Source organism: uncultured Rothia sp. (assembly GCF_963555405.1).
Taxonomy (GTDB): domain Bacteria; phylum Actinomycetota; class Actinomycetes; order Actinomycetales; family Micrococcaceae; genus Rothia.
The window spans coordinates 53,511-73,883 of sequence record NZ_CAUVVO010000011.1; the positions used below are offsets into that span (position 1 = coordinate 53,511).

Sequence of the window (20,373 nt, forward strand, 5' to 3'; positions counted from 1 at the left end):
CCATGTGCTGTTCGGTCAAGAGCGTTCTATGCGCTCACAAGGGTGAAGGCTGGAGGTTCCCCCAACCCAAAAGTATTAGGGTACTCCTGAATTGGGGGAGGGGCTAGCCGGCTAGATGCTTAGGAAGCGGAGGAAGAGGCGCTCGCGGAGGAAGTGGCACCAACCCACTTCGTCTTCATCTTGTCGAGCTCGCCGTTCTTCTTGAGCTTGTCGATGGTGGCGTTAGCCTTGGCCAGCAGCGCCTTGTTGTTGGAGGAGACTGCTGCCGCAATCTGCTCGGTGTTCTCGGAATCCTGGTAGGCAATCTTGAAGGAGTCCGGGTCGTTGGTCAGTGCCTCAGAGACCACGGAGAGGTTCGCTGCGACTGCCTTGACCTGACCAGTCTTCAGAGCGGAGAACATGAGGGAGGTGTCTTCGTACTGGATGACCTCTGCGCCGTTTTCCTTGGCGTAGGTTTCACCGCTGGTTGCCTGCTGTGCACCAACAGCCACGCCCTTCAGATCTGCTGCGGAGGTGATGGAGGAACCCTTGGGAACCAGGATTGCCAGGTTGTCGTCGAAGTAGACGGTGGTGAACTCCATCTTGCTCTTACGTTCATCGGTCACGCCGATACCTGCCAGGGCGATGTCGCACTGACTGGTGGCCAGGCCGGTGCCGGAGTCCAGGCCCTCGAAGCTGATGGAGGTCAGCTGTGCCTTCACGCCCAGGTCGGAGGCGATAGCGTTGGCGATGTCTGCATCCAGGCCGACGATGGTGCCGTTCTCTTCGTATTCGAAGGGCTTGTAGGGGGTGTTGGTGCAGACGCTGAGGGTGCCGGACTTGACGAGGGTGACCTCGCCGTTAGCGTCGGAGTTCTCGTTCGCGGTGGAGACGCAGCCGGTCAGCGCCAGGGGCAGTACTGCCAGCAGTGCGAGGGGCTTGAGGGACGCCTTCTTGAGGATTGCGGTGTTCATGATGTTCTCCTGTGTGAGGTGTGTTCTATGAAATCTAGGGTCTATTGTGCACCCCCATGTTAAAAAATGCAAGCATATACATAAATATTCATAAATTTTTGCTGAACATGCATAAATTAATCCTCAAAGAGTGAATAAAACCCCGAATAAGCGACCCAAAAACCACCCCGACACGCCCCTTAGCGCGCCACATGACGCAACTACGGTTCACCCAACTATCGAATCCGCTAACCTCCATGCCACAATTGAGAGCGTGAACGCAGAGAAGAACACCCGCGCAACTCGCGCAACCCTGGACAAGAAAACCGGCGACATCGCCGCCATGTTTGATACCGTCGCCGAACGCTACGACCTCATGAACGGCATCCTCTCCCTCGGCCAGCACATCTACTGGCGCAAGCAGGCAGTCGCCGCCGTCGACGCACACCCCGGCCAGAAAGTACTGGACGTAGCCGCAGGTACCGGCGTCTCCTCCGAACCCTTCGCCGACGCAGGCGTAGACGTCATCGCGGCAGACCTCTCCGAAGGCATGCTCGACGTGGGCCGCCGTCGCCGCCCTGACATGACCTTCGTGCAGGCAGATGTCACCGCCCTGCCCTTCGAGGACGAAACCTTCGACGCAGTCACCATGTCCTACGGCCTGCGCAACGTCGCCAACTACCCCAAGGCACTGAGCGAAATCTACCGCGTGCTCAAGCCCGGCGGACGCATCGTCGTCCTGGAGTTCTCCACCCCGACCTTCGCCCCCTTCGGCGCGGTCTACAAGAACTACATCATGAAGGCAATTCCGCCGATTGCCCGCGCGATCTCTTCAAACCCCGAATCCTACGAATACCTCGCCGAGTCCATCATCGCCTGGCCCAACCAGCAGGAACTGGCACAGAAGTTCAAGGAGGCGGGCTTCACCACCGTGCAGTACCGCAACCTCACTGGCGGCATCGTCGCCATTCACCGCGGTTTCAAGCCCGAAGCACACAACGCATAGACACCGCGTTCACACACCACCGAAGACACCAACACCAAGAAGATAGAAGACACCGTGAGCAACGCAGAGCAGCCCATTGCCGCAACCGACCTGCTGGGAGACCTCGACCTGAAGCTTCCCGCGGGCTTTGAACTCATCGCCGCAGACCCCAAGCTGGGTCCGCAGATCCTCTCCTCCCTGGCGCGTATTGAGGAGCGCCTGGCTGAGGCCATCTCCCAGACCGATCACCTGGCGGATGTCGCATCCCGCCATCTGCTCTCCGCGGGCGGCAAGCGCGTGCGCCCCCTGCTGGCGCTGCTCTCGGCAGCTGTCGACGGCGAAATCAACGATGAGGTCATCGAAGCCGCCGTGGTCGTTGAGCTGACCCACCTGGCAACCCTCTACCACGACGACGTCATGGACGATGCCCCCAAGCGCCGCGGCGTGGACAGCGCCCAGATGATTTGGGGTAACTCCGTCGCAATTCTGACCGGCGACCTGATCTTCTCCCGTGCGTCCCTGTTGGTGTCCGAACTGGGTACCCGCCCCATGAAGATTCAGTCTCAGACCTTCGAACGTCTGGTGCTCGGCCAGCTCTTCGAGACCACCGGCCCCCGCGAGGGCCAGGACCTGCTCGACCACTACATCGCCGTCATTGAGGGCAAGACCGGCTCCCTGATTGCTGCAGCCGGCGAGTACGGCTCCCTGCTTTCGGGTGCTTCCGAAGACGTCATCTCCATGGTCAAGGCGTACGGCGAACTGGTTGGCGTGGCATTCCAGCTGGCTGACGACGTCATCGACATTGTCAGCGACGGCAAGACCAGCGGTAAGACCCGCGGCACCGACCTGCGCGAGGGCGTGCCGACCCTGCCGACCATCCTGCTGGACCGTGCGGTAGCCGCCGGTGACGAGTCCGCTGTAGCGGTTCGCGCCCTGCTGGATGCAGACCTCAGCTCCGACGAGGCGCTGGAGACCGCAGTGGAGGCGCTCGCCGCTCACCCGGTCACCCAGGAAGCATGGCAGATTGCTTACGATTGGGCGGACCGCGCAATCGCTGCGATTGCTCCGCTGCCCGAGTCGACCGCGAAGGCTGCGCTGGAGTCCTTCGCTCACGCTGTGGTTCACCGCGAGGGCTAAAAGCCTCGTTGCGCGGCGCGTGCTTGAAAACTTTCACGTTCAAGCGTCTCATACTTCAAACCCCCGCTGAATCTGTCTAGATTTGGCGGGGGTTTTCTGTCTTTAGGCTAGTCAGGACTGATTTTCAGGGTAGATAAGAGCGAGTACCCTGGCCCGAATAGTTCCGCATGCTGGGGTCTCCTTGACCGCCATATGCCTTTAAGGTAAACCTTATAGGCATGCCTGAGGCGCACATCCACCCCTCAAGCCTTCGACGGCTCCCACGCCCAACCCGTGTTGGAGAGCCGTTTACTATTTCTGGACGCGAGCAGAGCCCAGCCATCCGACGGGTTATTCTCGCACCAACCATCCGCGTCCCCACACATTCGAGGTTTACAACTATGGGAGCATCTACCCCTAAGGCGCCCGCAAAGCGCGAAGGCTTCTCGAGCCGCCGCGTCTTTATCTTTGCCGCCATCGGTTCTGCTGTTGGTCTGGGCAATATTTGGCGTTTCCCCTACATCGCATTCGACAACGGCGGCGGCGCCTTCATGATCCCCTACATTGTCGCCCTGCTGACCGCCGGCCTGACTTTCCTGTTCTTTGACTACGCCATTGGTCACCGTGCGCGTGCTTCGTCGCCGCTGGCCTTCCGCCGCCTGAACCGCAAGACCGAGTTCATCGGTTGGTGGCACATGGGTATTAACTTCGTGATCGCTATCTACTACGCCGCTATTGTGGCGTGGTCGTTGCGTTACATGGTTTTCTCCTTCACCAATGCGTGGGGCGATAACCCGAAGGCGTTCTTCCAGGGTGAGTTCTTGAAGGTTGCGGACACCCCCGGTGTCTCCCTGGACTTCAACATGAACGTCCTGATTCCCATGATTCTCGTTTGGGGCGTGCTGCTTGCCGTGATGGCTCTGGGCGTGCAGAAGGGTGTTGGCGCGGCCAACATCGTCTTTATCCCGCTGCTGCTGGTTATGTTCGTGGGCCTGGTGATTTACTCCCTGACCCTGCCCGGCGCAGTTGACGGTCTGAACGCGCTGTTCACCCCCAGCTGGGATTCGCTGGCTAACCCGGATGTGTGGGTTGCGGCGTACGGCCAGATTTTCTACTCGCTGTCCATTGGCTTCGGCATTATGATTACCTACTCCTCCTACCTGAAGCCCAAGGCTGACCTGACCGGTTCGGGTGCCGTGGTTGGCTTTGCAAACTCCGGTTTCGAGCTGCTTGCGGGTATTGGTGTGTTCTCGGCTCTGGGCTTCATGGCTCAGGCTGCGGGCACCCAGGTGAGCGATGTCGCGACCAGCGGCATCGGCCTGGCGTTCATCGCATTCCCGACCATTATTTCTCAGGCCCCCGGCGGCGTGCTGATCGGTATTCTCTTCTTCGGCTCCCTGCTCTTCGCGGGCTTCACCTCCCTCATCTCGATTCTTGAGGTGATTATTGCGGGTGTTCAGGACAAGTTCGCCACCTCGCGTCTTGCCTCCACCACCCTGGTGATTATTCCGGTCGCCGTGATTTCGCTGCTGCTGATGCCGACCACCACCGGCCTGTACGTGCTCGATATTCTCGATAACTTCGTGAACCTCTTCGGTATTCTGGCCGCCGGCCTGTGCGCCATCATCGTCGTGGCGTACGTGGTGCGTGCGCTGCCCGCCCTGGCCGAGCACCTGAACCGTTACTCCTCCATCAAGGTTGGTAAGATCTGGATGGTTCTGCTGGCTGTTGTGACCCCGCTGGTTCTTGGCTACTCCCTGATTCAGAGCGTCATCAAGCTGATTCAGACTCCGTACGAGGGTTACCCGGCAGATATGCTGGCAATCTTCGGCTGGGGTATGAGCGCGCTCCTACTGGTCGGCGCGATCGTTGTTTCCCTCTTGCCCTGGTCGAAGAAGTCTCGTGCCGCTGAGAAGCCTCCGGCACCTCCGGTGATTGCCGGTCAGATGGAGCACGACCACGTCGATTCGACCATTACCCGTTAGGAGCCCTCATGTCTATCTCTGCAATTGTGATGCTGATTGTGGCCATTCTGATTATCTGGGGTGGCCTGGGCCTGGCGATGCTGAACCTGCACCGTCATCCGGATCTGGATGCTCTCGATGATGCTGCTGAAGCTCAGGGTTCTGAGCTTTAGCGTGTGAACGCGACATAAAGTGATGCCCCGCAGTCTTGTAGGCTGCGGGGCATCGCTGTGTTTATATGGGCGTTTTACGCGGGCGTTGGGGCTACTTGCTCTGCACGTCTTTAGCCTGTGCGTCTTCAGTGCTGACCAGCGGAATCATTCCGGTTTCAGGGTCCGATAGTGCGGAGGGTCGGTAAGAGCGGGAGGCGCGCAACGCATCCACGGTGAAGATGATGAGCGCAATCCAGATGAGGCTCAGGCCCAGTACCTTGTCGGGGCTCATCTGCTCGTGCAGAACGGTGATGGCGAGAATGAACTGGATGGTTGGGCCCAGGTACTGCACCATGCCGATGACTGAGAGCGGCAGTGCCTTGGTTGCCGCGGCGAAGAGCATGAGCGGCACAACGGTGACCACGCCGGTGGAAGCGAGAAGCCAGAAGTGACCGGCACCTTCGCTGAGGAGGGTCATCTGACCCTGCGCGTTGAGCACGAAGAGGGCGGCAACGCCGAAGGGCGCCAGGATCAGCGTTTCGAGGGAGAGTGAAACGATGGGGCTCACCTCGTGAGCGATACGTGCCTTGAGCAGACCGTAGATACCGAAGGAGAACGCCACGCCCAGACCGGTCCAGGGTACCTGACCGTAGATGAGGCTCATCATCAGCACGGCAAGGCACGAGATTGCCACGGACACCCACTGTGCGGCGCGCAGTCGCTCCTGCAGGAAAATCACGCCCAACACCACGGAGACCAGCGGGTTAATGAAGTAGCCCAGGGACACGTCAATCGTGTGGCCGGTCGTTGTCGCCACCACGTAGATGAGCCAATTCGCGCAGATAAGGAACGATGCCGCCGTCAGTACCAGCATGACGCGGCGGTTCCGCAGAACGCGGCGGAAGTCCGCGGTTGCCCGCACCAGCGGTAGCAGTATGGCGCAGAAAATGAGGGAGAAGACCACTCGCGCCACGACAATCTCAATCGGGCCCGCCGGTGCCATGAGCACGAAGTACAGGGGGAGCATGCCCCAAATGAGGTAGGTGCCGATGATGGTGATAAACCCGTTGCGGGTGGTGTGCTTCTGTGTTTCTGACATCGTTTCTTCTTCTGATCTGATTCTTCGGTTACGTTCTTCTAATGCTTATCGTCGATTCGGCGTCTGCGTAGGTAGAGGCTTGAATACCTCCACGAACGCCACAGGCGCGGTACCACGAGGATACCGCGCCTGAAACGTCGCTGCGTATTCGGTTTAGAGGCCGAAGAAGCGGGAGAAGAAGCCCTTCTTCTTGGGCTGTTCTGCCTCGCGGCGTGCAGTTTCTTCCTGCTCGCGGCGGGCTGCCTCTTCGTGCTCTGCCTGCAGGTCGGGAGCTGCGCCAGCGTTGCGGATGGGCTCCACGTGCTGCTCCTCGTACTTTGCTGCTTCCTGCTCAACCTCGGCGGGCTGCTCAGCAACAGGCTCAGCTGCGACCGGCTCCTCAGCGTACTCTACGGAAGCCTCAACGGTCTCGTACTCGGGCTGCTCGGCACCGATGGACTCGTCGGTGTAGACGCGAGCCTGCTCGGTCTCTTCTGCCTCGTACTCGCCGGGCAGGGTCTCCACGGTGACCAGGCCGGGCTCTGCGTGCTCTGCCGGTTCCTGATCGAAGGGAGCCTCGTCGGCGGGTACCTCGGTCTCTGCGACCGGTGCGTGCTCTGCGATCTCGACAGCGCGCTCAGCCTCAGCCTCGGCACGTGCGGCGGCGCGTTCTGCTGCCTCCTGCTCACGCTGTGCGTTCTGTGCGGCTGCCTCAGCGGCTGCCACACGCTCAATCTCGGTGCGCAGGGCGGCGAGGGATTCGCGGCGCTGAGCGGCAGCGGCTGCGCACTGTTCCAGAACCTCGGGGCCAACCTGAGGCTCAGCCTGCTCGATGCCGCTGATGCGGCCGTCGTCGAACCACAGGCGCAGGGCGCCGTCGGTTGCGGTCAGCACGGCGGTTGCCTCGGTGTCCCAGGCAATGTGGAAGCCGCGCTGCTGAGCGTAGGAGTCCACCGCCAGAACCTGATTGTGAATCTCTTCGCTCTGCAGGGTCTTCGCAATGACACGGCCGATACCCTTGTAGGTCGGAGCCTCGAGGGTCAGCTCAGCGCCCTCCAGCAGGGTCCATGCGCGCACGCCAGCGCCCGCGGGCAGCGGGTAGTGCGCGTACAGGCCGCTGATGGTCTTGGTTGCCAGGGTCAGGCGGCGTGCCAGGGACTCGGAGAGGGGCAGTTCGTCGGTGGTCAGCTCGGTCAGGCCGTCACGCTCACCGGTTTCGCGCGCCTGAATAGCGGCAGAAACAACGGAGTCGGGGAAGTAGCCCAGCTGCTGCCAAGACCAAATCCAAGTACCGCGGTTCTCAGATTCGGTGCCCAGCAGGTGCGGCTTGAGCGAAAGCGGGGGAGTGGTCTCAAAATCCAGAGACTGGGAGGTGAAGTCCACGTTCCACTCGGAGGTACCCACGAGCTCAGCGAGTCGAGCCTGGTACTCGGTGGAGATAAAGATCGATGCGTCGATAAGGTCCTGCAGAGAATTCGTCATGTTTCAAGATTATCAACCTTTTAGCGTTCACTATGCCGTGTGTCTCCGGTTTTGGGGTGCGCTTTAGGCGTATTGGACGCTAAGAGGGTTGAATGAGCCGCCTGGAGGGGCGCAGGGGAGAGGTAGAGCATATATCTTTCGGCGTAAACTATCTGCGTGGAGTGCCCGTGTTCGTTAGAATCGAAGAGACGGCTTCTTCCGGCACCCTGTAAGCCGACACTACGACCGAACACGGATGCCTCCAGCCGCGCCGTATTCACACTCAAGGATGTATGAACTATGACTGAACCCCGCCTCGCCGAGACGAGTAGCCGCGCCGCGCGCATCCAGGACGCGCTGAACAACATTGGAAGCTGGCTGCTGGATGTCGTTAGTGTTGACCCCGGCTGGAGTGAAATGGTGCTGGACGTCAAGCCTCTGGCTGGTCAGATTTTCGTGCGCGTGCGTGAATTCCGCGACGGTGAAGAGTTCATTGGCACCATCGGCCCGCTCAAGGACGGCTCGCCCATTATTGCTGAGGTCCGCAAGCTGCAGCGTGCCGCCTACGACGGCAACCGCGGCACCTGGTTCACCGCCTCCATCGTGGTGGCGGCTACCGGTTGGCCCAACCCGCAGTTCAGCGTGGGTGCCTCCTATAACCGTGATGATGAGCCCGCCAGCTGGAAGAACGAGGGTACCCTGACCGCAACCGACGTGCGTGAGCACCTGGCTGAGTTCCCGCGTGACGCATCGCGTATTCCTCAGTGGGCTCGTGAGCGTATGGAGGGCCGTGCCCGCCACTCTGCCGCCGCGGCGCTGTCTTCGAGCGAGCACGAGATTCCGAACCCCTACCTGGTCGCCGCCCTGGAAACCTTCCGCAACGATGTGCAGGAGCGAACCCTCATTAACGTGGTTCGTACCATGCTCGGCGGCGACGTTCTGCTGGATGCGACCGGCTCCCTGCTGATTCCGTCCGAGACCGATCCGATGGGCCCCGAATCGGTGCTGACCCACCAGGTCATCCGCATGCCCGAGACCGGTATGCAGGCGCTGTGCGTGTTCTCCTCCTCCGAGCACATCGGCAAGAGCTACGTGCGTCAGGAATCCGAGGGTGACGAGCTGATTCTGCGCGAGCCGGCGATGAAGGTCTTTATCGACTTCCTCAGCAATGAGGCGCTGGATCTGATTGTGGTTGACCCCGGCACCGACCACGAATGCTACATTGAGCGCGCTCAGGTGCAGTGGATTGTCACTTCTCCCCGTAATGACGGCGCGAAGATGGCGCTGACTCAGGACAACATGCAGATGCTGCTCGGCTCGCTGGTATCCCCGGCGTCCGTGCTGCTGGTGGGTGTTGACCCGGCTGACCCGTCCGGTACGTCCTTCGTCTTTGATCCGGATGAGAACGGCAACCCGCAGAGCCTGCTGGTGTTCACCTCGCCCATTGAGATTGCGGCACTGGACCCGCATATTGAGGTGCGTTCAGCGAATGCCCTGGATATTCTGCGTTACGCCCTGGAGATCGGTGCACCGAGCGTGAAGGTGAACGCGATTAACCCCTCCACGGTGCTGACCGCGGCGCAGATTCGCGAACTGCTGGAGATTGTGGGCTCTCAGCCCGCCATGGGCGCCTAAGCTCCTGCATTAAATAACTTAAACCGTTGAGGCGGCGACACGAGTAGTGTCGCCGCCTCAACGGTTTAAAACGCTCATGACCGAGCCTGCCCGAGACTCCCGGGGCTATAGGGTTACGCCGCCAGGATGCGTGTTGCCGCTTCCTGCTGGGTGCGGGCGAGTGCCGCCTCCTGTTCGGTCTGGCAGTCTACGCACACGCCCTGGTAGAGCACGTCTGCGCTGAAGAGTGCCATGCCGTGAAAATCGCTGGGGGTCAGGCAGGGTGCGGAGCCAACCGCGCAGTCCACGTCTTCGACCTTGCCGCAGCGTACGCAGAAGGCGTGGTGGTGGTTGTCGCCCGTGCGGGTTTCGTAGAGGGCGGGGGTTCCCGGCGGCTCGAACTTACGTAGCAGGTCGATATCGGTCAGGTCGGCAAGAATGACGTAGACCGACTGAACCGTGATGGCGGGGATGCGCTCGCGGACTGCCTGCACGATGGTGTCGGCGGTGGAGTGCGGGTGTTCCTGCACTGCGTGGAGTACGGCGAGGCGCTGCTTGGTGACGCGGCGGCCTTTGGTGCGCAGACCGGTGGTCCATGCTTCTTCGAGCTGTTCGGGGCTCATTGCTGAGAGCAGGGGCAGGCCGGTGGTGTGGGCGCAACCGGTGTTGTGATGGTCTGGGTTCTGGGTCTTCTTCGTATCGGAGGTTGTCTTTGCGTCGGTCATAGGTTTAAGTCTACACGTTATTATGAGAAATTCATCATTATTTTATGAAAAGCTCATAATAAGCCGGGAGGGTGTCCCTTTCATCCACTCTGTGGCGCCCCTCCTCACCCCGACCTCGGGTGTGAAGAGATGCCGTACAATCAAAGAACCTAGAGTACCCGTACCGACGAGCATCATCAAGGAGGACAGGGCCATGGCGTACGACTTCACAAACCCCATCTACATTCTGCTGATGATTCTGCTCTTTGGTGTGCCCATCGTGACCCCGGTGATTTACGGTCAGTACCGTAGCACCACCACCGGTTTTGATTTGGAGGGTCAGCTGATGCTCGGCCTGCTCTTCATCCTTTTTCTGGGTGCTTACGGCACGATTCTTCTTCTGGGTATTTTTCCGACTGCTACGGCGCAGGTGTTGGAGCAGGTGCCCCTGGTAAATATCCCCGGCGCCATTCCCTAGTTCTTCTCGCACTTTCGGCGTCTGGGTGACGCTCTGGGTGAATCCGCGCGCCATAAGGTGCGCCCGCGGGTGCTTGCACGTATTCTATAGAGTCAAGTACACGCTGTACGCACTGACCTATTTGCTTAGGAGGATACCCATGCACAGTCATAACAACGGACTGAAAACTGCCCTGTTGATGGGCTCCATGGTGGGCATGATGCTGCTCATCGGTGGTCTGCTTTCGGCGAGCTTCCGCACCTCCATTTTCATTTGGATCATGGGTTTGGTGAGCTTGGGTTCGGTGGCGTACACCTACTGGAACTCCGATAAGCTCGCCCTGCGCTCCATGAATGCGTACCCGGTCAGCCGCGAAGAGGTCCCGGTGCTCTACGACATTGTGGAGGAGCTTTCTTCCCGTGCGGGTCAGCCCATGCCCGCCCTTTACGTGGCACCGACCATGACCCCGAACGCGTTCGCAACCGGTCGTAACCCACAGAACGCGGCGGTGTGCTGCACCGAGGGTATTCTGCAGCTGCTGGATGAGCGCGAGATGCGCGGCGTGCTCGGCCACGAGCTGATGCACGTGTACAACCGCGATATCCTCACCTCCTCGGTGGCGGCGGGTATCGCCTCCATCATCGGTACGATTGCGCAGATTCTTTCGTTTGGCGCGATGTTCGGCGGTTCCAGCCGTGACGGTGAACGCTCGAACCCCCTCGCCATGTTCGTGGTTGCCATGCTGGCTCCCATTGCTACGCAGGTTATTCAGATGGCTATTAGCCGCACCCGCGAATTTGATGCCGACGAGGACGGTGCACGTCTGACCGGTGACCCGCTGGCTCTGGCTTCGGCACTGAACAAGCTGGAGAGCGGCGTGTCCATGTATCCGATGGATCCGAACAACCGCAGTACCGAGGCGGCGAGCGCCATGATGATTGCGAACCCTTTCGGCTCGCTGAAGAACATGCTCTCGACTCACCCGCCGATGGATCAGCGTATTGCGCGCCTGCAGCAGCAGGCTCGTGAGATGGGTCAGTACTAAGTCTTTTCTTCGCTGAGTCATTTGGGTATATATGACTCGGCGTGACGATTGTGACCTGCGATGACGGGTTGGCAGACAAAAAATCCTCGGGGTGGCTACTGTGGAAGTAGCCACCCCGAGGATTTTTGCATTTCGGCTTCTAGCTGCTTCCCCTCACCCATCGCGGGGCGGGGGAGTGCCTGCGCTTAGCGGTAGTTGACGAACTGCAGGTCAACCTCAAGGTCAGCGGACTTGAGCATTGCGATAACTTCCTGCAGGTCATCGCGGGACTTGGAGGAGACGCGCAGCTCATCACCCTGGATGTTCGCCTTCACGCCCTTGGGGCCCTCTTCGCGGATCATCTTGGAGATCTTCTTTGCCTGATCCTGCGCGATGCCTTCCTTGATGGAGCACTCGATGCGGGTTTCCTTACCGGATGCGTAGGGCTTTCCGGAGTCCAGGGACTTCAGAGAGATGCCGCGCTTGACGAGCTTGGACTGGAAGACGTCCAGCACTGCCAGGGCACGCTCTTCGGCGTTTGCCTTGATGAGGATCTTGTCGCCGGAGTAGTCGATTTCTGCGCCGACGCCGCGGAAGTCGTAGCGCTGGGAGATTTCCTTCTGTGCCTGGTGCAGTGCGTTGGAAACTTCCTGCTTATCCACCTTGGACACAATGTCGAATGACGATTCGCTAGCCATGGGCTTTCCTTTCGTGAATGAGGTGCTACTGGCACCGGTTAGTACTAGCCTACCGGGTCGGGGCTCTTGTTCACAGCTAACTATCAGAATAACCGGCCTGTTTTACAGGCGCCACTAACCTTAAAAGAGGACAATAGAAATATGACCACTCCTAACCTGTCCGTAACGGACGCACGCACGAGCGAGGAAGCTCGCGACCTGCAAACCCTCCTTTTCATCGATCTGCATACCTCTCTGGGTGCTGAACCCGAGGGTATCCCTGAGGCGGAGCGTCTCAACGAATCTGACCACCACGAGATTCATCTTGATCTGCACGAGGAAGATGCTGAGCCTTCTCCCTTTGACGGTATCGGTATCACTCTGACGGAACCTTCGCTGGTGGCGCGTTTCCGTGGCGTTCGCCGTGACCTGGAGCGTGAGATTGCCGGCGACATGTGCACCGTGGAGCAGGCGCGCCGCTATCTGGAGCACCTGGAGATTGTGCTTCTGCTTGAGCAGGATGGCGATACTCCGTCCCGCTCTTTCTAAAGCTGCTGTAGGTGGTGGCTTTATTCACGGTTTTATTCGTGAGGTGAGAGCGCGGGCGCTGCAATAGATATGTGCGGTAGATATGGATGCGCGATGAGCGTGCGCTCTTGGCTCTTTGGTGACTTGGGTGGCGAGAAACGATAAATACAGCCAGAAATATAACCTTCGTCACAAAACCCTGCGTGAAGTGTACAAGTCCCCAAAACTGCTGTAGAGTAGTCTCTGTTCGCGTGAGCGAGCAACTAGCACCTAGCTAGGCGGCAGGTTACCCGAGCGGCCAAAGGGGGCTGACTGTAAATCAGCTGGCACTGCCTACGGGGGTTCGAATCCCTCACCTGCCACAAATAGCCCGGTTACGAAAGTAACCGGGCTTTTGTGTATCTAAAACCAATTTCACGACGGCTTCAGCGGCGGCGAGGCACAGCCTGCTGAGCTTCTCGGCAAAACTCTTGCTGGGCTTTCGACAGCCCGGTGGGGCGCCTCTATCACCTGGCGCGGAACTTTTCGCGGGAGCCTCTGCGACACGCCCGCGGGTCGGCTGAAACTACCGTGTAAAGAACCAACTATGACGGCAATTTGTCATATCTTTCACAATGTTTGAATCCCAGGGCGAACAATTCGCGATTGGGGTCTTGAGGGTGTAGCTTTATCTCATGGCTACTATTGAAATTACTCAGCAGAACCTGACTGCTACCGTCGAGAGCAACGACATCGTCTTCCTGGACTTCTGGGCAGATTGGTGCGGTCCCTGCAAGCAGTTCTCCCCCGTCTACGAGGCGGCTTCGGAGAAGCACACCGACATCGTTTTCGGCAAGGTCGACACCGAGGACCAGGGCCAGCTCGCTCAGGCGGCAGGCATCACCTCCATCCCCACCATCATGGGCTTCCGTGGCGGTATCCTGGTTTACCAGCAGGCTGGCGCACTGCGCGAAGACCAGCTGGAGACCGTGATCGGTTCGATCCGCGAGCTCGACATGGACAAGGTCCGTGCAGAAATCGCAGCAGCAGAAGGCTCTGCAGAGAAGAAGTAAGCTCACCACCACAAAAGAGCTTGAACGGGGCGCACCCGCCGGTACAACCGGCTGGGGCGTCCCGTCCCCTTTTAACCTCGTGAGGGAGCGTTAGCGGTCGCGGTGATCCTCAATGCTCATGCGCGCCCCGTAGCGCTGCTTCGAAAAGCCCGATGCGTGCATGAGCCGCACCAGGCGCTGCCGATGCGGGCTGTAGGGTGCGAGCAGGGCGAGCATGCCCGCATCGTCGGTGCGCTTGCCGGTGAACAGCTCACCGACCGCGTGCGCCAGGTGGTAGTCGCCCACGCTGATGGCGTCCGGGTGCCCGCATACCCGTTGCAGAGCCTCAGAAATGCTCCACGGGCCCACGCCGCGCACGGTATGCAGGCTCCGCGCCAGTAGCGCGACGTCGCCTTCTGCCGCAATATTTTTCAGAGACTCGGCGGAGCGCGCGTAGGCGTAGACGGCATCGTAGCGGCTTTTATCAACGCCCGCCCGATGCCAATCCCAGGTAGGAATCGTCGCCAGGGTCCGGGCGGTGGGATAGACGCGCATCCCATCCGGCTGATGCCCCATCCCGGTCGACGGGGCGGCGGAGCCGTACTTCTGCAGGACCCAGCGTAAGGTTCTGAATGCCTCGGTCTGGGTGATGCGCTGTTCCACAATGGCGTTGAGCATCTGCCGGTCCAGCTGGCCGGATGCGCTGAGGCGAAGACCCGGATTCTGCCGCCACGCCTGCTGAATACGCGGCGGAAGAGCCTCAAAAGAGGGGAGGTCACCGAACTGTTCGGCTGGGTCGTGCAACCCTAGCCAGTACGTCATTTCCTGCGCCAGCGCCTGAAGATCGGCTCGAGCCTGCATCTGCTGGTCGGCGGCGGCGTAGGAAGCCCAGATGCGGATGCGCACCGGGCGCATCAGCAGGCGGTGCAGGGAGGGGAGAGCTGCTGGAAGCTTGGTTGCCTCCGCAACTCGTTCGACGTACAGTACCGCAGGGAACTCGTGAAACGGAGTACGAGCCGTCAACCAGATCCGTTCGGCGCCATCCGCGCGGCTCAACGCACGATACGAAAGATCCTGAGCGCCGCGGCGCAACGATCCCAAAGTCTGCGCCAACTGCACCGGAACCTGCGGCTCAATCACGACCTCGCACGCCTCGGGAGCCAGAGCCCCCGGAAGAATCGAAGCCGCGGGGGAGAGAGTACGAACCTGAACGCACGGCTGGTGAAGAACGCCAGGCTCCTGAAGAACATCCGCGAGCGCTGGCGCATAGGGCACACCAGCAGCTGCCAAAGGATGCCGGGCGCGCCGAACACCCACGCCGGGGCGGTCGTTCGGGGATGCAGGAGGAATCGTACTCACCTCACCAGTCTATTCCCTCACCCAACGAGGTGCCCCAGCCTATGACTCCCCCTATGACCACCAGCCTAAGAACATCAGCTCAAGCGGCAGAAATACTTGGCAGGGCAGCCACACCGCTAATGCGATACCCTAAAGGGTAGAGCGAAAACGAACGCAAACTCAGCCACCGGCACGACACAGGCTGCGCGTTCCGCCCCGCTCACAAGGGCGCCCACGCCCGGACACGCACCCCGGACATCACCCCGAGAGAAGGACGCCTATGGCACCGGAAGCACATGACGCACCCTCGATAACTGACGCACCTGAGAAGAACGGCACCGCCACAGGCGCGCGCCGCCAGCGTGCCCAGAAAAAGCCGCGTCAGTCCTTCACCGAGCGCGTCAAGAGCATCCGTCCGCTTGAACTTCTGCCCGGTCTGCTCCTTGCCGCCGCCGTCATGGCGCTGTACACCTACTACTCGTTGCAGCAGATGAAGCACTGGGTGACCCCCTCTTGGGACCTTGCGATTTTCACCCAGATGGCGCAGGCGTACTCGCACTTCTCCGTGCCCATCGTGCCGATTAAGGGGCCCGACTTTAACCTCTGGGGTGACCACTTCCACCCGATTCTGGTGCTCCTCGGCCCCGTCTACGCGCTGTTCCCCTCACCGACCACGCTACTGGTCGTGCAGAACGCTATGGTTGCCTTCGCAAGCTTCGCGATTGTGCGTTTTACTCAGCGTGCCTTCGCGCTCGCCCAGAAGGCTGAAGACGCGCAGAAGAATGAGCCCGCGCAGAACGCTCAGCCCGTAAAGTATCAAGGCGTTATCCCCACCATTACCGGTCTACTGCTCGGTGCCGGCTTTGCCCTCAGCTTCGGCGTTCAGCAGGCAATCGCAGCCCAATTCCACGAGGTCGCCTTCGCCGTGCCGCTGCTCGCCATGAGCCTCGGCTACCTGGTGCTCGCCTCGCGCGTGAGCGGCACCGAACGCGCCCGCTACCTCGCCTACGCCTGCTGGTGGTCCCTGCCCATCGCCTTCGTCAAAGAAGATATGGGCATCACCGTCGCAGCTATCGGCCTCATTATCTTTATCCGCACCGGCTGGCTGAGCACCGCCGTTGACATCCTGATGCCGCGCCTCTCCGAAGGCACCCCCGCCCCCATGCGCGCCCGCATGCAGCAGCTCTACTCCTCCTGGGCACGTACCCCCGCCGTCGCAGAATCCACCATGGTCATAATCTGGGGTGTGTTCTGGTCCGCCGTCGCCATCTACGTGATTCTGCCCTACTTCAACAGCGGCGGTAACTTCGACTACGCCGACAAGGTGAACTTCTCCGCAGCCCTGGGCGACCCCTTCGGCTCGGTCCTGCAGATGCTCGGTAACAACACCAAACTGGCAACCCTCGGACTGCTCCTGATGACCGGCGCGCTCCTCTGGGTCATTTCACCGCTGGCGGCAATTGCCCTGCCGACCCTCGCCTGGCGACTGCTCTCCACCATGGAGTCCTACTGGGCAAGCACCTGGCACTATTCGCTCGTGCTCATGCCGGTCGTCTTCCTCGCCCTGCTGGACGCCGTCCTGCGTGTGCGGTACGGCGTGGTCCCCGCCGCGATTCCGGTACGCTCGGCCGCGCGCGCAGCCGATAGCGCCTCCACCCAGGATGCTGGCGTGCCGACCAAACCCGGCCGCCTCACCGCCCTGGCGCGCCGCATGCCCGTATGGGCTCTGCCCGCCGTGGCGCTCTTGCTTGCGGCGTCCCCGATTTTTGTTGCCGGCTCCCAGCAGCCCCTCTCCTCCCTGAGTAACGCACAGTTCACCGCCTCCGCTCTGACCACCACCGACCAGATGAAGCAGGACGCTGTGCAGAAGGTTCCCGAAGGGGTGACGGTCGCATCTGACCTGTCGATTCTGACCCAGCTCATTCCCGGTCGCACCGTCTACTGGATTGGCCACACCGGTGAACCCGCCCCCGACTACGTGGTCATTGACCGCAAGAGCAACTCCTGGGATGGCAACCCGCCGACCAACGCCGCACAGTACGCGGCTGACCGCTACGGCCACTCCTACGCTAAGTACGCGACCGTCGGCACGATTGATATTGTGCGACGCGTAGACTAGCCCTTCGGTTTAACTTCTCAATGAGCACCCACCCTCCGAAAGTGAGGGTGGGTGCTCGCCTTTAAGAGATGAGGTTTTAAGCACCTTTTTATAGCCCAGGCGGGGACCCTACTGTACACTGGATAGAACACGGGAACCCCCGATGAAGGTCTTGTGCGCACCCGGCACCCAAGGTGGTGCTGGAATTGTAGGTGCGCCGTACTCACCATCACCGATTGATACGCCCCATAAACTTGCGGTTCACACCGTACACGCGGGCTTCTCTTAACGATCTCTGGTCCAGCGTCTTTGCTGCGTCTGCTGTAACAGACACACCACCGCCGTAGAGCGGGAAGGCGAACCACCAGGAATACGTGACATTGCATGTGAGCATTACCCACCCTGTACACCCCTGAATCACAGGGACTACTGTGCGCTGAGCGCAGAGTACGAGCAGGCGTGCGGATAATGTGCCGAGAAATTCAAGACCACCCCCAGCAAAAGCCGCTACCCGCAGCATCCGCAGAATACCTCTGCAGAATGCGCCGGTAACGGAGGCCCCCTGGATGCTCTACTCCCCAGGGGATGATGTGTGGCTGGGCCGTGAAGGGGACACCCGGTAAGCGCCGAAAAGCGTGCGCTATCCACCCCTACCGTATAGAGGAAAAATTGACTGAGAATACTGCTACCCCGGCCGAACTGAACGCCGAGGCAGAGACCGTTGTGACCACTGAGAACATCACCGAGAACACCGTTGAGAGCCCTGCTGTAGAAGCAGAAGAAACCACCGCAGAAGCATCTGCAGAAACCGCTGCAGAAGAGACTGCCGCAGAAGCACCCGCCGAAAAGGCTGAAGAAGAAGGCGTACGCTTCACCGACCTGGGCCTGGACGCACGCGTCCTGGCAGCGCTGGAAGAGGTCGGCTACGAGAAGCCGTCCCCCATTCAGGAACAGACCATCCCCCTGCTGCTCGAAGGCCACGACGTGGTCGGTCTGGCACAGACCGGTACCGGTAAGACCGCAGCATTCGCGCTGCCGGCACTGTCCCGCATGGCTGAACTTGCCGACATTAACGGCGTCTCCCGCGATACCCAGGTTCTGGTCCTGGCACCCACCCGCGAGCTGGCTCTGCAGGTTGCAGAAGCCTTCTCCTCCTACGCAACCCACATGGAGGACTTCACCGTTCTGCCCATTTACGGTGGCTCCCCCTACGGCCCGCAGCTGGCCGGTCTGCGCCGCGGTGCGCAGGTCGTCGTCGGTACCCCCGGCCGCGTGATTGACCACCTCGAAAAGGGCTCCCTGGACCTGTCCAACCTGCAGTACCTGGTACTGGACGAGGCAGACGAAATGCTGCGCATGGGCTTCGCCGAAGACGTGGAGAAGATCCTCGAAGGCACCCCCGACAGCAAGCAGGTTGCACTCTTCTCCGCAACCATGCCCAACTCAATCCGCAAGATCGCTCAGCAGTACCTGAACGACCCCGTCGAGGTCCGCGTCAAGGCTAAGACCACCACCAGCGCAAACATCACCCAGCGTTACATGCAGGTCATGCACTCCCACAAGCTGGACGCAATGACCCGCGTGCTCGAGGTGGAGAACTACGACGGCATCATCGTCTTCGTTCGCACCAAGAAGGAAACCGAGGAAGTTGCCGACAAGCTGAAGGCACGCGGCTTCGCGGCAGCAGCGATCAACGGTGACATCCCCCAGCAGCTGCGTGAGCGCACCGTTGACGCCCTGCGTGACGGCCGCATCGACATCCTCGTGGCAACCGACGTGGCTGCACGTGGCCTGGACGTTGAGCGCATCTCCCTGGTCGTCAACTACGACATCCCCCACGACACCGAGTCCTACGTGCACCGCATCGGTCGTACCGGCCGTGCAGGTCGCGAAGGTGCCGCAATCCTCTTCGTCACCCCGCGTGAGAAGTACATGCTGCGTCAGATCGAGAAGGCAACCCGCCAGAAGGTCGAGCCGATGCACATGCCCACCGCAGAGGCAGTGAACGAGACCCGTAAGCAGCGCTTCGCACAGCAGATTACCGAGACCATCGAGTCTGAGGACCTGAGCTTCTTCCGCCAGATTATCGAGGACTACGAGAACGAGCACGACACCACCGCTGAGGACATCGCGGCCGCACTGGCTGTTATCGCCCAGCAAGGTCGCCCCTTCTTCCTCGACGAGGAAGAGGACATCGCACGCAACTCCCGCCCGTTCTCCGACGATGATTCGGACCGCGGCGGCCGCAAGGCAAAGCGCGCACACAACGACGAGGGCATGGTCAACTACAAGCTGAACGTTGGCCGTTCCTCCCGCGTGACCGCAGGCGCTATTGTGGGTGCGCTGGCTAACGAGGGCGGCATTAAGGGCTCCCAGATTGGCTCCATCGACATTCGCCAGCACTTCACCATTGTTGGCCTGCCCGAGGACCTGCCCCGCGACTTCTTCGATCGCCTGCGCGACACCAAGATCGCTGGCGAGTTCATCAACATCCGCAAGGACAACGGTCCCAAGGGTGGCGGACGCGGCTTCGGCGGCGGTCGTCGTGAGGGCGGCTACCGCGACTTCGACCGTCGCGATGGCGGTCGTCGTGAAGGTGGCCGCCGCGAGGGTGGCTACCGCGGTAGCCGTGACGGTGGCCGTGACTTCGGCGGTGACCGTGACTTCAAGCGTGGCGGCCGCGATTTCGGTGGCAAGCGCAACGACCGTGACTTCGGTGGCCGCGACTTTGGTGGCCGCGATAACCGTCGTGATGGTGGCTACCGTGGCAACCGTGACGGTGGTCGTGATTTCGGCGGTCGCGATAACCGCCGCGATGGCGGCTACCGCGGTAACCGCGACGGTGGCCGTGACTTCGGCGGCCGCGGCAAGCGCTACTAAGATTTCGGCTAAGCCTGGAGCTGCGATAAGAGGAGCTTGCTGAGGCTATCGGCTAGCAGCCTTGTAATCCGCATATGATTCAAAGACCGGTAGGGGATCGATGAGCTCTCCTGCCGGTCTTTGGCGTATCCCCTGCGGGTGAGCTTGGGGCGCGTCTGGGGGAGGGGCGAGGTGGCCTCCGGCGGGTGGTGCGTTCCTCCTAAACCAAACCACCCCAAATGTGGTGTATGCCATAGCTTTTCCGCTTGCGAGCATTCTTGAAGACCTGTATAGTTTTACCTGTTGCCCCGATAGCTCAGTGGTAGAGCGCCATCTTGGTAAGATGGAGGTCCCG

17 protein-coding genes and 1 tRNA gene are annotated in these 20,373 nt (G+C 60.6%); 12 read left to right on the forward strand and 6 right to left on the reverse strand.

Translation table 11 applies throughout. The features are described from left to right. Nucleotides 1–119 precede the first annotated feature (119 nt). Nucleotides 120–953: an ABC transporter substrate-binding protein gene (locus RWL87_RS07680; RefSeq protein ID WP_313969465.1), complete on the reverse strand. Its 834-nt coding sequence runs from the start codon at nt 951–953 to the stop codon at nt 120–122. Nucleotides 954–1,206: 253 nt separating this feature from the next. On the opposite strand from RWL87_RS07680, the gene RWL87_RS07685 reads away from it, so the two are divergent. The 4 genes from RWL87_RS07685 (at nt 1,207) to RWL87_RS07700 (ending at nt 5,170) form a co-directional block, all read left to right on the forward strand. Beyond that, nucleotides 1,207–1,938 (forward strand): demethylmenaquinone methyltransferase, encoded by a 732-nt coding sequence (locus RWL87_RS07685; protein WP_313969466.1) that lies wholly within the window; start codon nt 1,207–1,209, stop codon nt 1,936–1,938. Between the two features lie 54 nt (nt 1,939–1,992). Further along, nucleotides 1,993–3,054, forward strand: coding sequence for a polyprenyl synthetase family protein (locus tag RWL87_RS07690; RefSeq protein WP_313969467.1), 1,062 nt, complete (start codon nt 1,993–1,995; stop codon nt 3,052–3,054). A gap of 380 nt (nt 3,055–3,434) precedes the next feature. Next, nucleotides 3,435–5,018: a sodium-dependent transporter gene (locus RWL87_RS07695; protein ID WP_313969468.1), complete on the forward strand. Its 1,584-nt coding sequence runs from the start codon at nt 3,435–3,437 to the stop codon at nt 5,016–5,018. 8 nt (nt 5,019–5,026) lie between these two features. Continuing rightward, a complete protein-coding gene (locus RWL87_RS07700; RefSeq protein WP_083309631.1) occupies nt 5,027–5,170 on the forward strand; it encodes a methionine/alanine import family NSS transporter small subunit in 144 nt (47 codons plus the stop codon). 91 nt (nt 5,171–5,261) lie between these two features. On the opposite strand, the gene rarD is transcribed toward RWL87_RS07700, so the two are convergent. Together rarD and RWL87_RS07710 are read right to left on the reverse strand one after the other, a co-directional pair. Continuing rightward, nucleotides 5,262–6,248, reverse strand: a complete 987-nt coding sequence (gene rarD, locus RWL87_RS07705) for an EamA family transporter RarD (RefSeq protein WP_313969469.1) — start codon at nt 6,246–6,248, stop codon at nt 5,262–5,264. A 153-nt stretch (nt 6,249–6,401) separates the two neighbouring features. Beyond that, nucleotides 6,402–7,709 carry a DUF6882 domain-containing protein gene (locus tag RWL87_RS07710; protein ID WP_313969470.1) on the reverse strand — a complete coding sequence of 436 codons (1,308 nt, stop codon included), beginning with the start codon at nt 7,707–7,709 and terminating at the stop codon, nt 6,402–6,404. A gap of 279 nt (nt 7,710–7,988) precedes the next feature. On the opposite strand from RWL87_RS07710, the gene RWL87_RS07715 reads away from it, so the two are divergent. Continuing rightward, a complete protein-coding gene (locus RWL87_RS07715) occupies nt 7,989–9,323 on the forward strand; it encodes an SseB family protein (protein ID WP_313969471.1) in 1,335 nt (444 codons plus the stop codon). A gap of 113 nt (nt 9,324–9,436) precedes the next feature. On the opposite strand, the gene RWL87_RS07720 is transcribed toward RWL87_RS07715, so the two are convergent. After that, nucleotides 9,437–10,027 (reverse strand): Fur family transcriptional regulator, encoded by a 591-nt coding sequence (locus tag RWL87_RS07720; protein ID WP_313969472.1) that lies wholly within the window; start codon nt 10,025–10,027, stop codon nt 9,437–9,439. 193 nt (nt 10,028–10,220) lie between these two features. Between RWL87_RS07720 and RWL87_RS07725 the strand changes: the two genes are divergently transcribed. Both RWL87_RS07725 and htpX read left to right on the forward strand, forming a co-directional pair. Next, complete coding sequence (locus tag RWL87_RS07725) at nt 10,221–10,484, forward strand: hypothetical protein (RefSeq protein WP_303949388.1); 264 nt, start codon at nt 10,221–10,223, stop codon at nt 10,482–10,484. 139 nt (nt 10,485–10,623) lie between these two features. Continuing rightward, nucleotides 10,624–11,508 (forward strand): zinc metalloprotease HtpX, encoded by an 885-nt coding sequence (gene htpX, locus RWL87_RS07730; protein ID WP_313969473.1) that lies wholly within the window; start codon nt 10,624–10,626, stop codon nt 11,506–11,508. Nucleotides 11,509–11,693: 185 nt separating this feature from the next. On the opposite strand, the gene RWL87_RS07735 is transcribed toward htpX, so the two are convergent. After that, entirely contained in the window at nt 11,694–12,185 is a 492-nt protein-coding gene (locus tag RWL87_RS07735; protein WP_005508322.1) for a YajQ family cyclic di-GMP-binding protein, read from the reverse strand. A 141-nt stretch (nt 12,186–12,326) separates the two neighbouring features. On the opposite strand from RWL87_RS07735, the gene RWL87_RS07740 reads away from it, so the two are divergent. The 3 genes from RWL87_RS07740 (at nt 12,327) to RWL87_RS07750 (ending at nt 13,744) form a co-directional block, all read left to right on the forward strand. After that, nucleotides 12,327–12,713 carry a hypothetical protein gene (locus tag RWL87_RS07740; protein ID WP_313969474.1) on the forward strand — a complete coding sequence of 129 codons (387 nt, stop codon included), beginning with the start codon at nt 12,327–12,329 and terminating at the stop codon, nt 12,711–12,713. A gap of 259 nt (nt 12,714–12,972) precedes the next feature. After that, nucleotides 12,973–13,054: transfer RNA gene (locus tag RWL87_RS07745), tRNA-Tyr, on the forward strand. A gap of 312 nt (nt 13,055–13,366) precedes the next feature. Beyond that, nucleotides 13,367–13,744 carry a co-chaperone YbbN gene (locus tag RWL87_RS07750; RefSeq protein ID WP_049353817.1) on the forward strand — a complete coding sequence of 126 codons (378 nt, stop codon included), beginning with the start codon at nt 13,367–13,369 and terminating at the stop codon, nt 13,742–13,744. A gap of 90 nt (nt 13,745–13,834) precedes the next feature. Here the strand turns inward: RWL87_RS07750 and RWL87_RS07755 are convergent, their stop codons facing one another. After that, the gene (locus RWL87_RS07755) at nt 13,835–15,082 is read right to left on the reverse strand and encodes a 3-methyladenine DNA glycosylase (protein WP_313969475.1); all 1,248 of its coding nucleotides are present in this window, start codon (nt 15,080–15,082) and stop codon (nt 13,835–13,837) included. 259 nt (nt 15,083–15,341) lie between these two features. Between RWL87_RS07755 and RWL87_RS07760 the strand changes: the two genes are divergently transcribed. Both RWL87_RS07760 and RWL87_RS07765 read left to right on the forward strand, forming a co-directional pair. Beyond that, a complete protein-coding gene (locus tag RWL87_RS07760; protein WP_313969476.1) occupies nt 15,342–17,180 on the forward strand; it encodes a DUF2079 domain-containing protein in 1,839 nt (612 codons plus the stop codon). Nucleotides 17,181–17,828: 648 nt separating this feature from the next. Then, entirely contained in the window at nt 17,829–20,039 is a 2,211-nt protein-coding gene (locus RWL87_RS07765) for a DEAD/DEAH box helicase (RefSeq protein ID WP_313969477.1), read from the forward strand. Nucleotides 20,040–20,373: the final 334 nt, after the last annotated feature.

What these genes read in the sequence shown, in the direction of transcription:
- htpX (WP_313969473.1), top strand. Translation starts at nt 10,624, where the DNA reads ATGCACAGTCATAACAACGGACTGAAAACTGCCCTGTTGATGGGCTCC.
- RWL87_RS07700 (WP_083309631.1), top strand. Translation starts at nt 5,027, where the DNA reads ATGTCTATCTCTGCAATTGTGATGCTGATTGTGGCCATTCTGATTATC.
- RWL87_RS07715 (WP_313969471.1), top strand. Translation starts at nt 7,989, where the DNA reads ATGACTGAACCCCGCCTCGCCGAGACGAGTAGCCGCGCCGCGCGCATC.
- rarD (WP_313969469.1), bottom strand. Translation starts at nt 6,248, where the DNA reads ATGTCAGAAACACAGAAGCACACCACCCGCAACGGGTTTATCACCATC.
- RWL87_RS07710 (WP_313969470.1), bottom strand. Translation starts at nt 7,709, where the DNA reads ATGACGAATTCTCTGCAGGACCTTATCGACGCATCGATCTTTATCTCC.
- RWL87_RS07725 (WP_303949388.1), top strand. Translation starts at nt 10,221, where the DNA reads ATGGCGTACGACTTCACAAACCCCATCTACATTCTGCTGATGATTCTG.
- RWL87_RS07695 (WP_313969468.1), top strand. Translation starts at nt 3,435, where the DNA reads ATGGGAGCATCTACCCCTAAGGCGCCCGCAAAGCGCGAAGGCTTCTCG.
- RWL87_RS07740 (WP_313969474.1), top strand. Translation starts at nt 12,327, where the DNA reads ATGACCACTCCTAACCTGTCCGTAACGGACGCACGCACGAGCGAGGAA.
- RWL87_RS07760 (WP_313969476.1), top strand. Translation starts at nt 15,342, where the DNA reads ATGGCACCGGAAGCACATGACGCACCCTCGATAACTGACGCACCTGAG.
- RWL87_RS07720 (WP_313969472.1), bottom strand. Translation starts at nt 10,027, where the DNA reads ATGACCGACGCAAAGACAACCTCCGATACGAAGAAGACCCAGAACCCA.
- RWL87_RS07680 (WP_313969465.1), bottom strand. Translation starts at nt 953, where the DNA reads ATGAACACCGCAATCCTCAAGAAGGCGTCCCTCAAGCCCCTCGCACTG.
- RWL87_RS07750 (WP_049353817.1), top strand. Translation starts at nt 13,367, where the DNA reads ATGGCTACTATTGAAATTACTCAGCAGAACCTGACTGCTACCGTCGAG.
- RWL87_RS07735 (WP_005508322.1), bottom strand. Translation starts at nt 12,185, where the DNA reads ATGGCTAGCGAATCGTCATTCGACATTGTGTCCAAGGTGGATAAGCAG.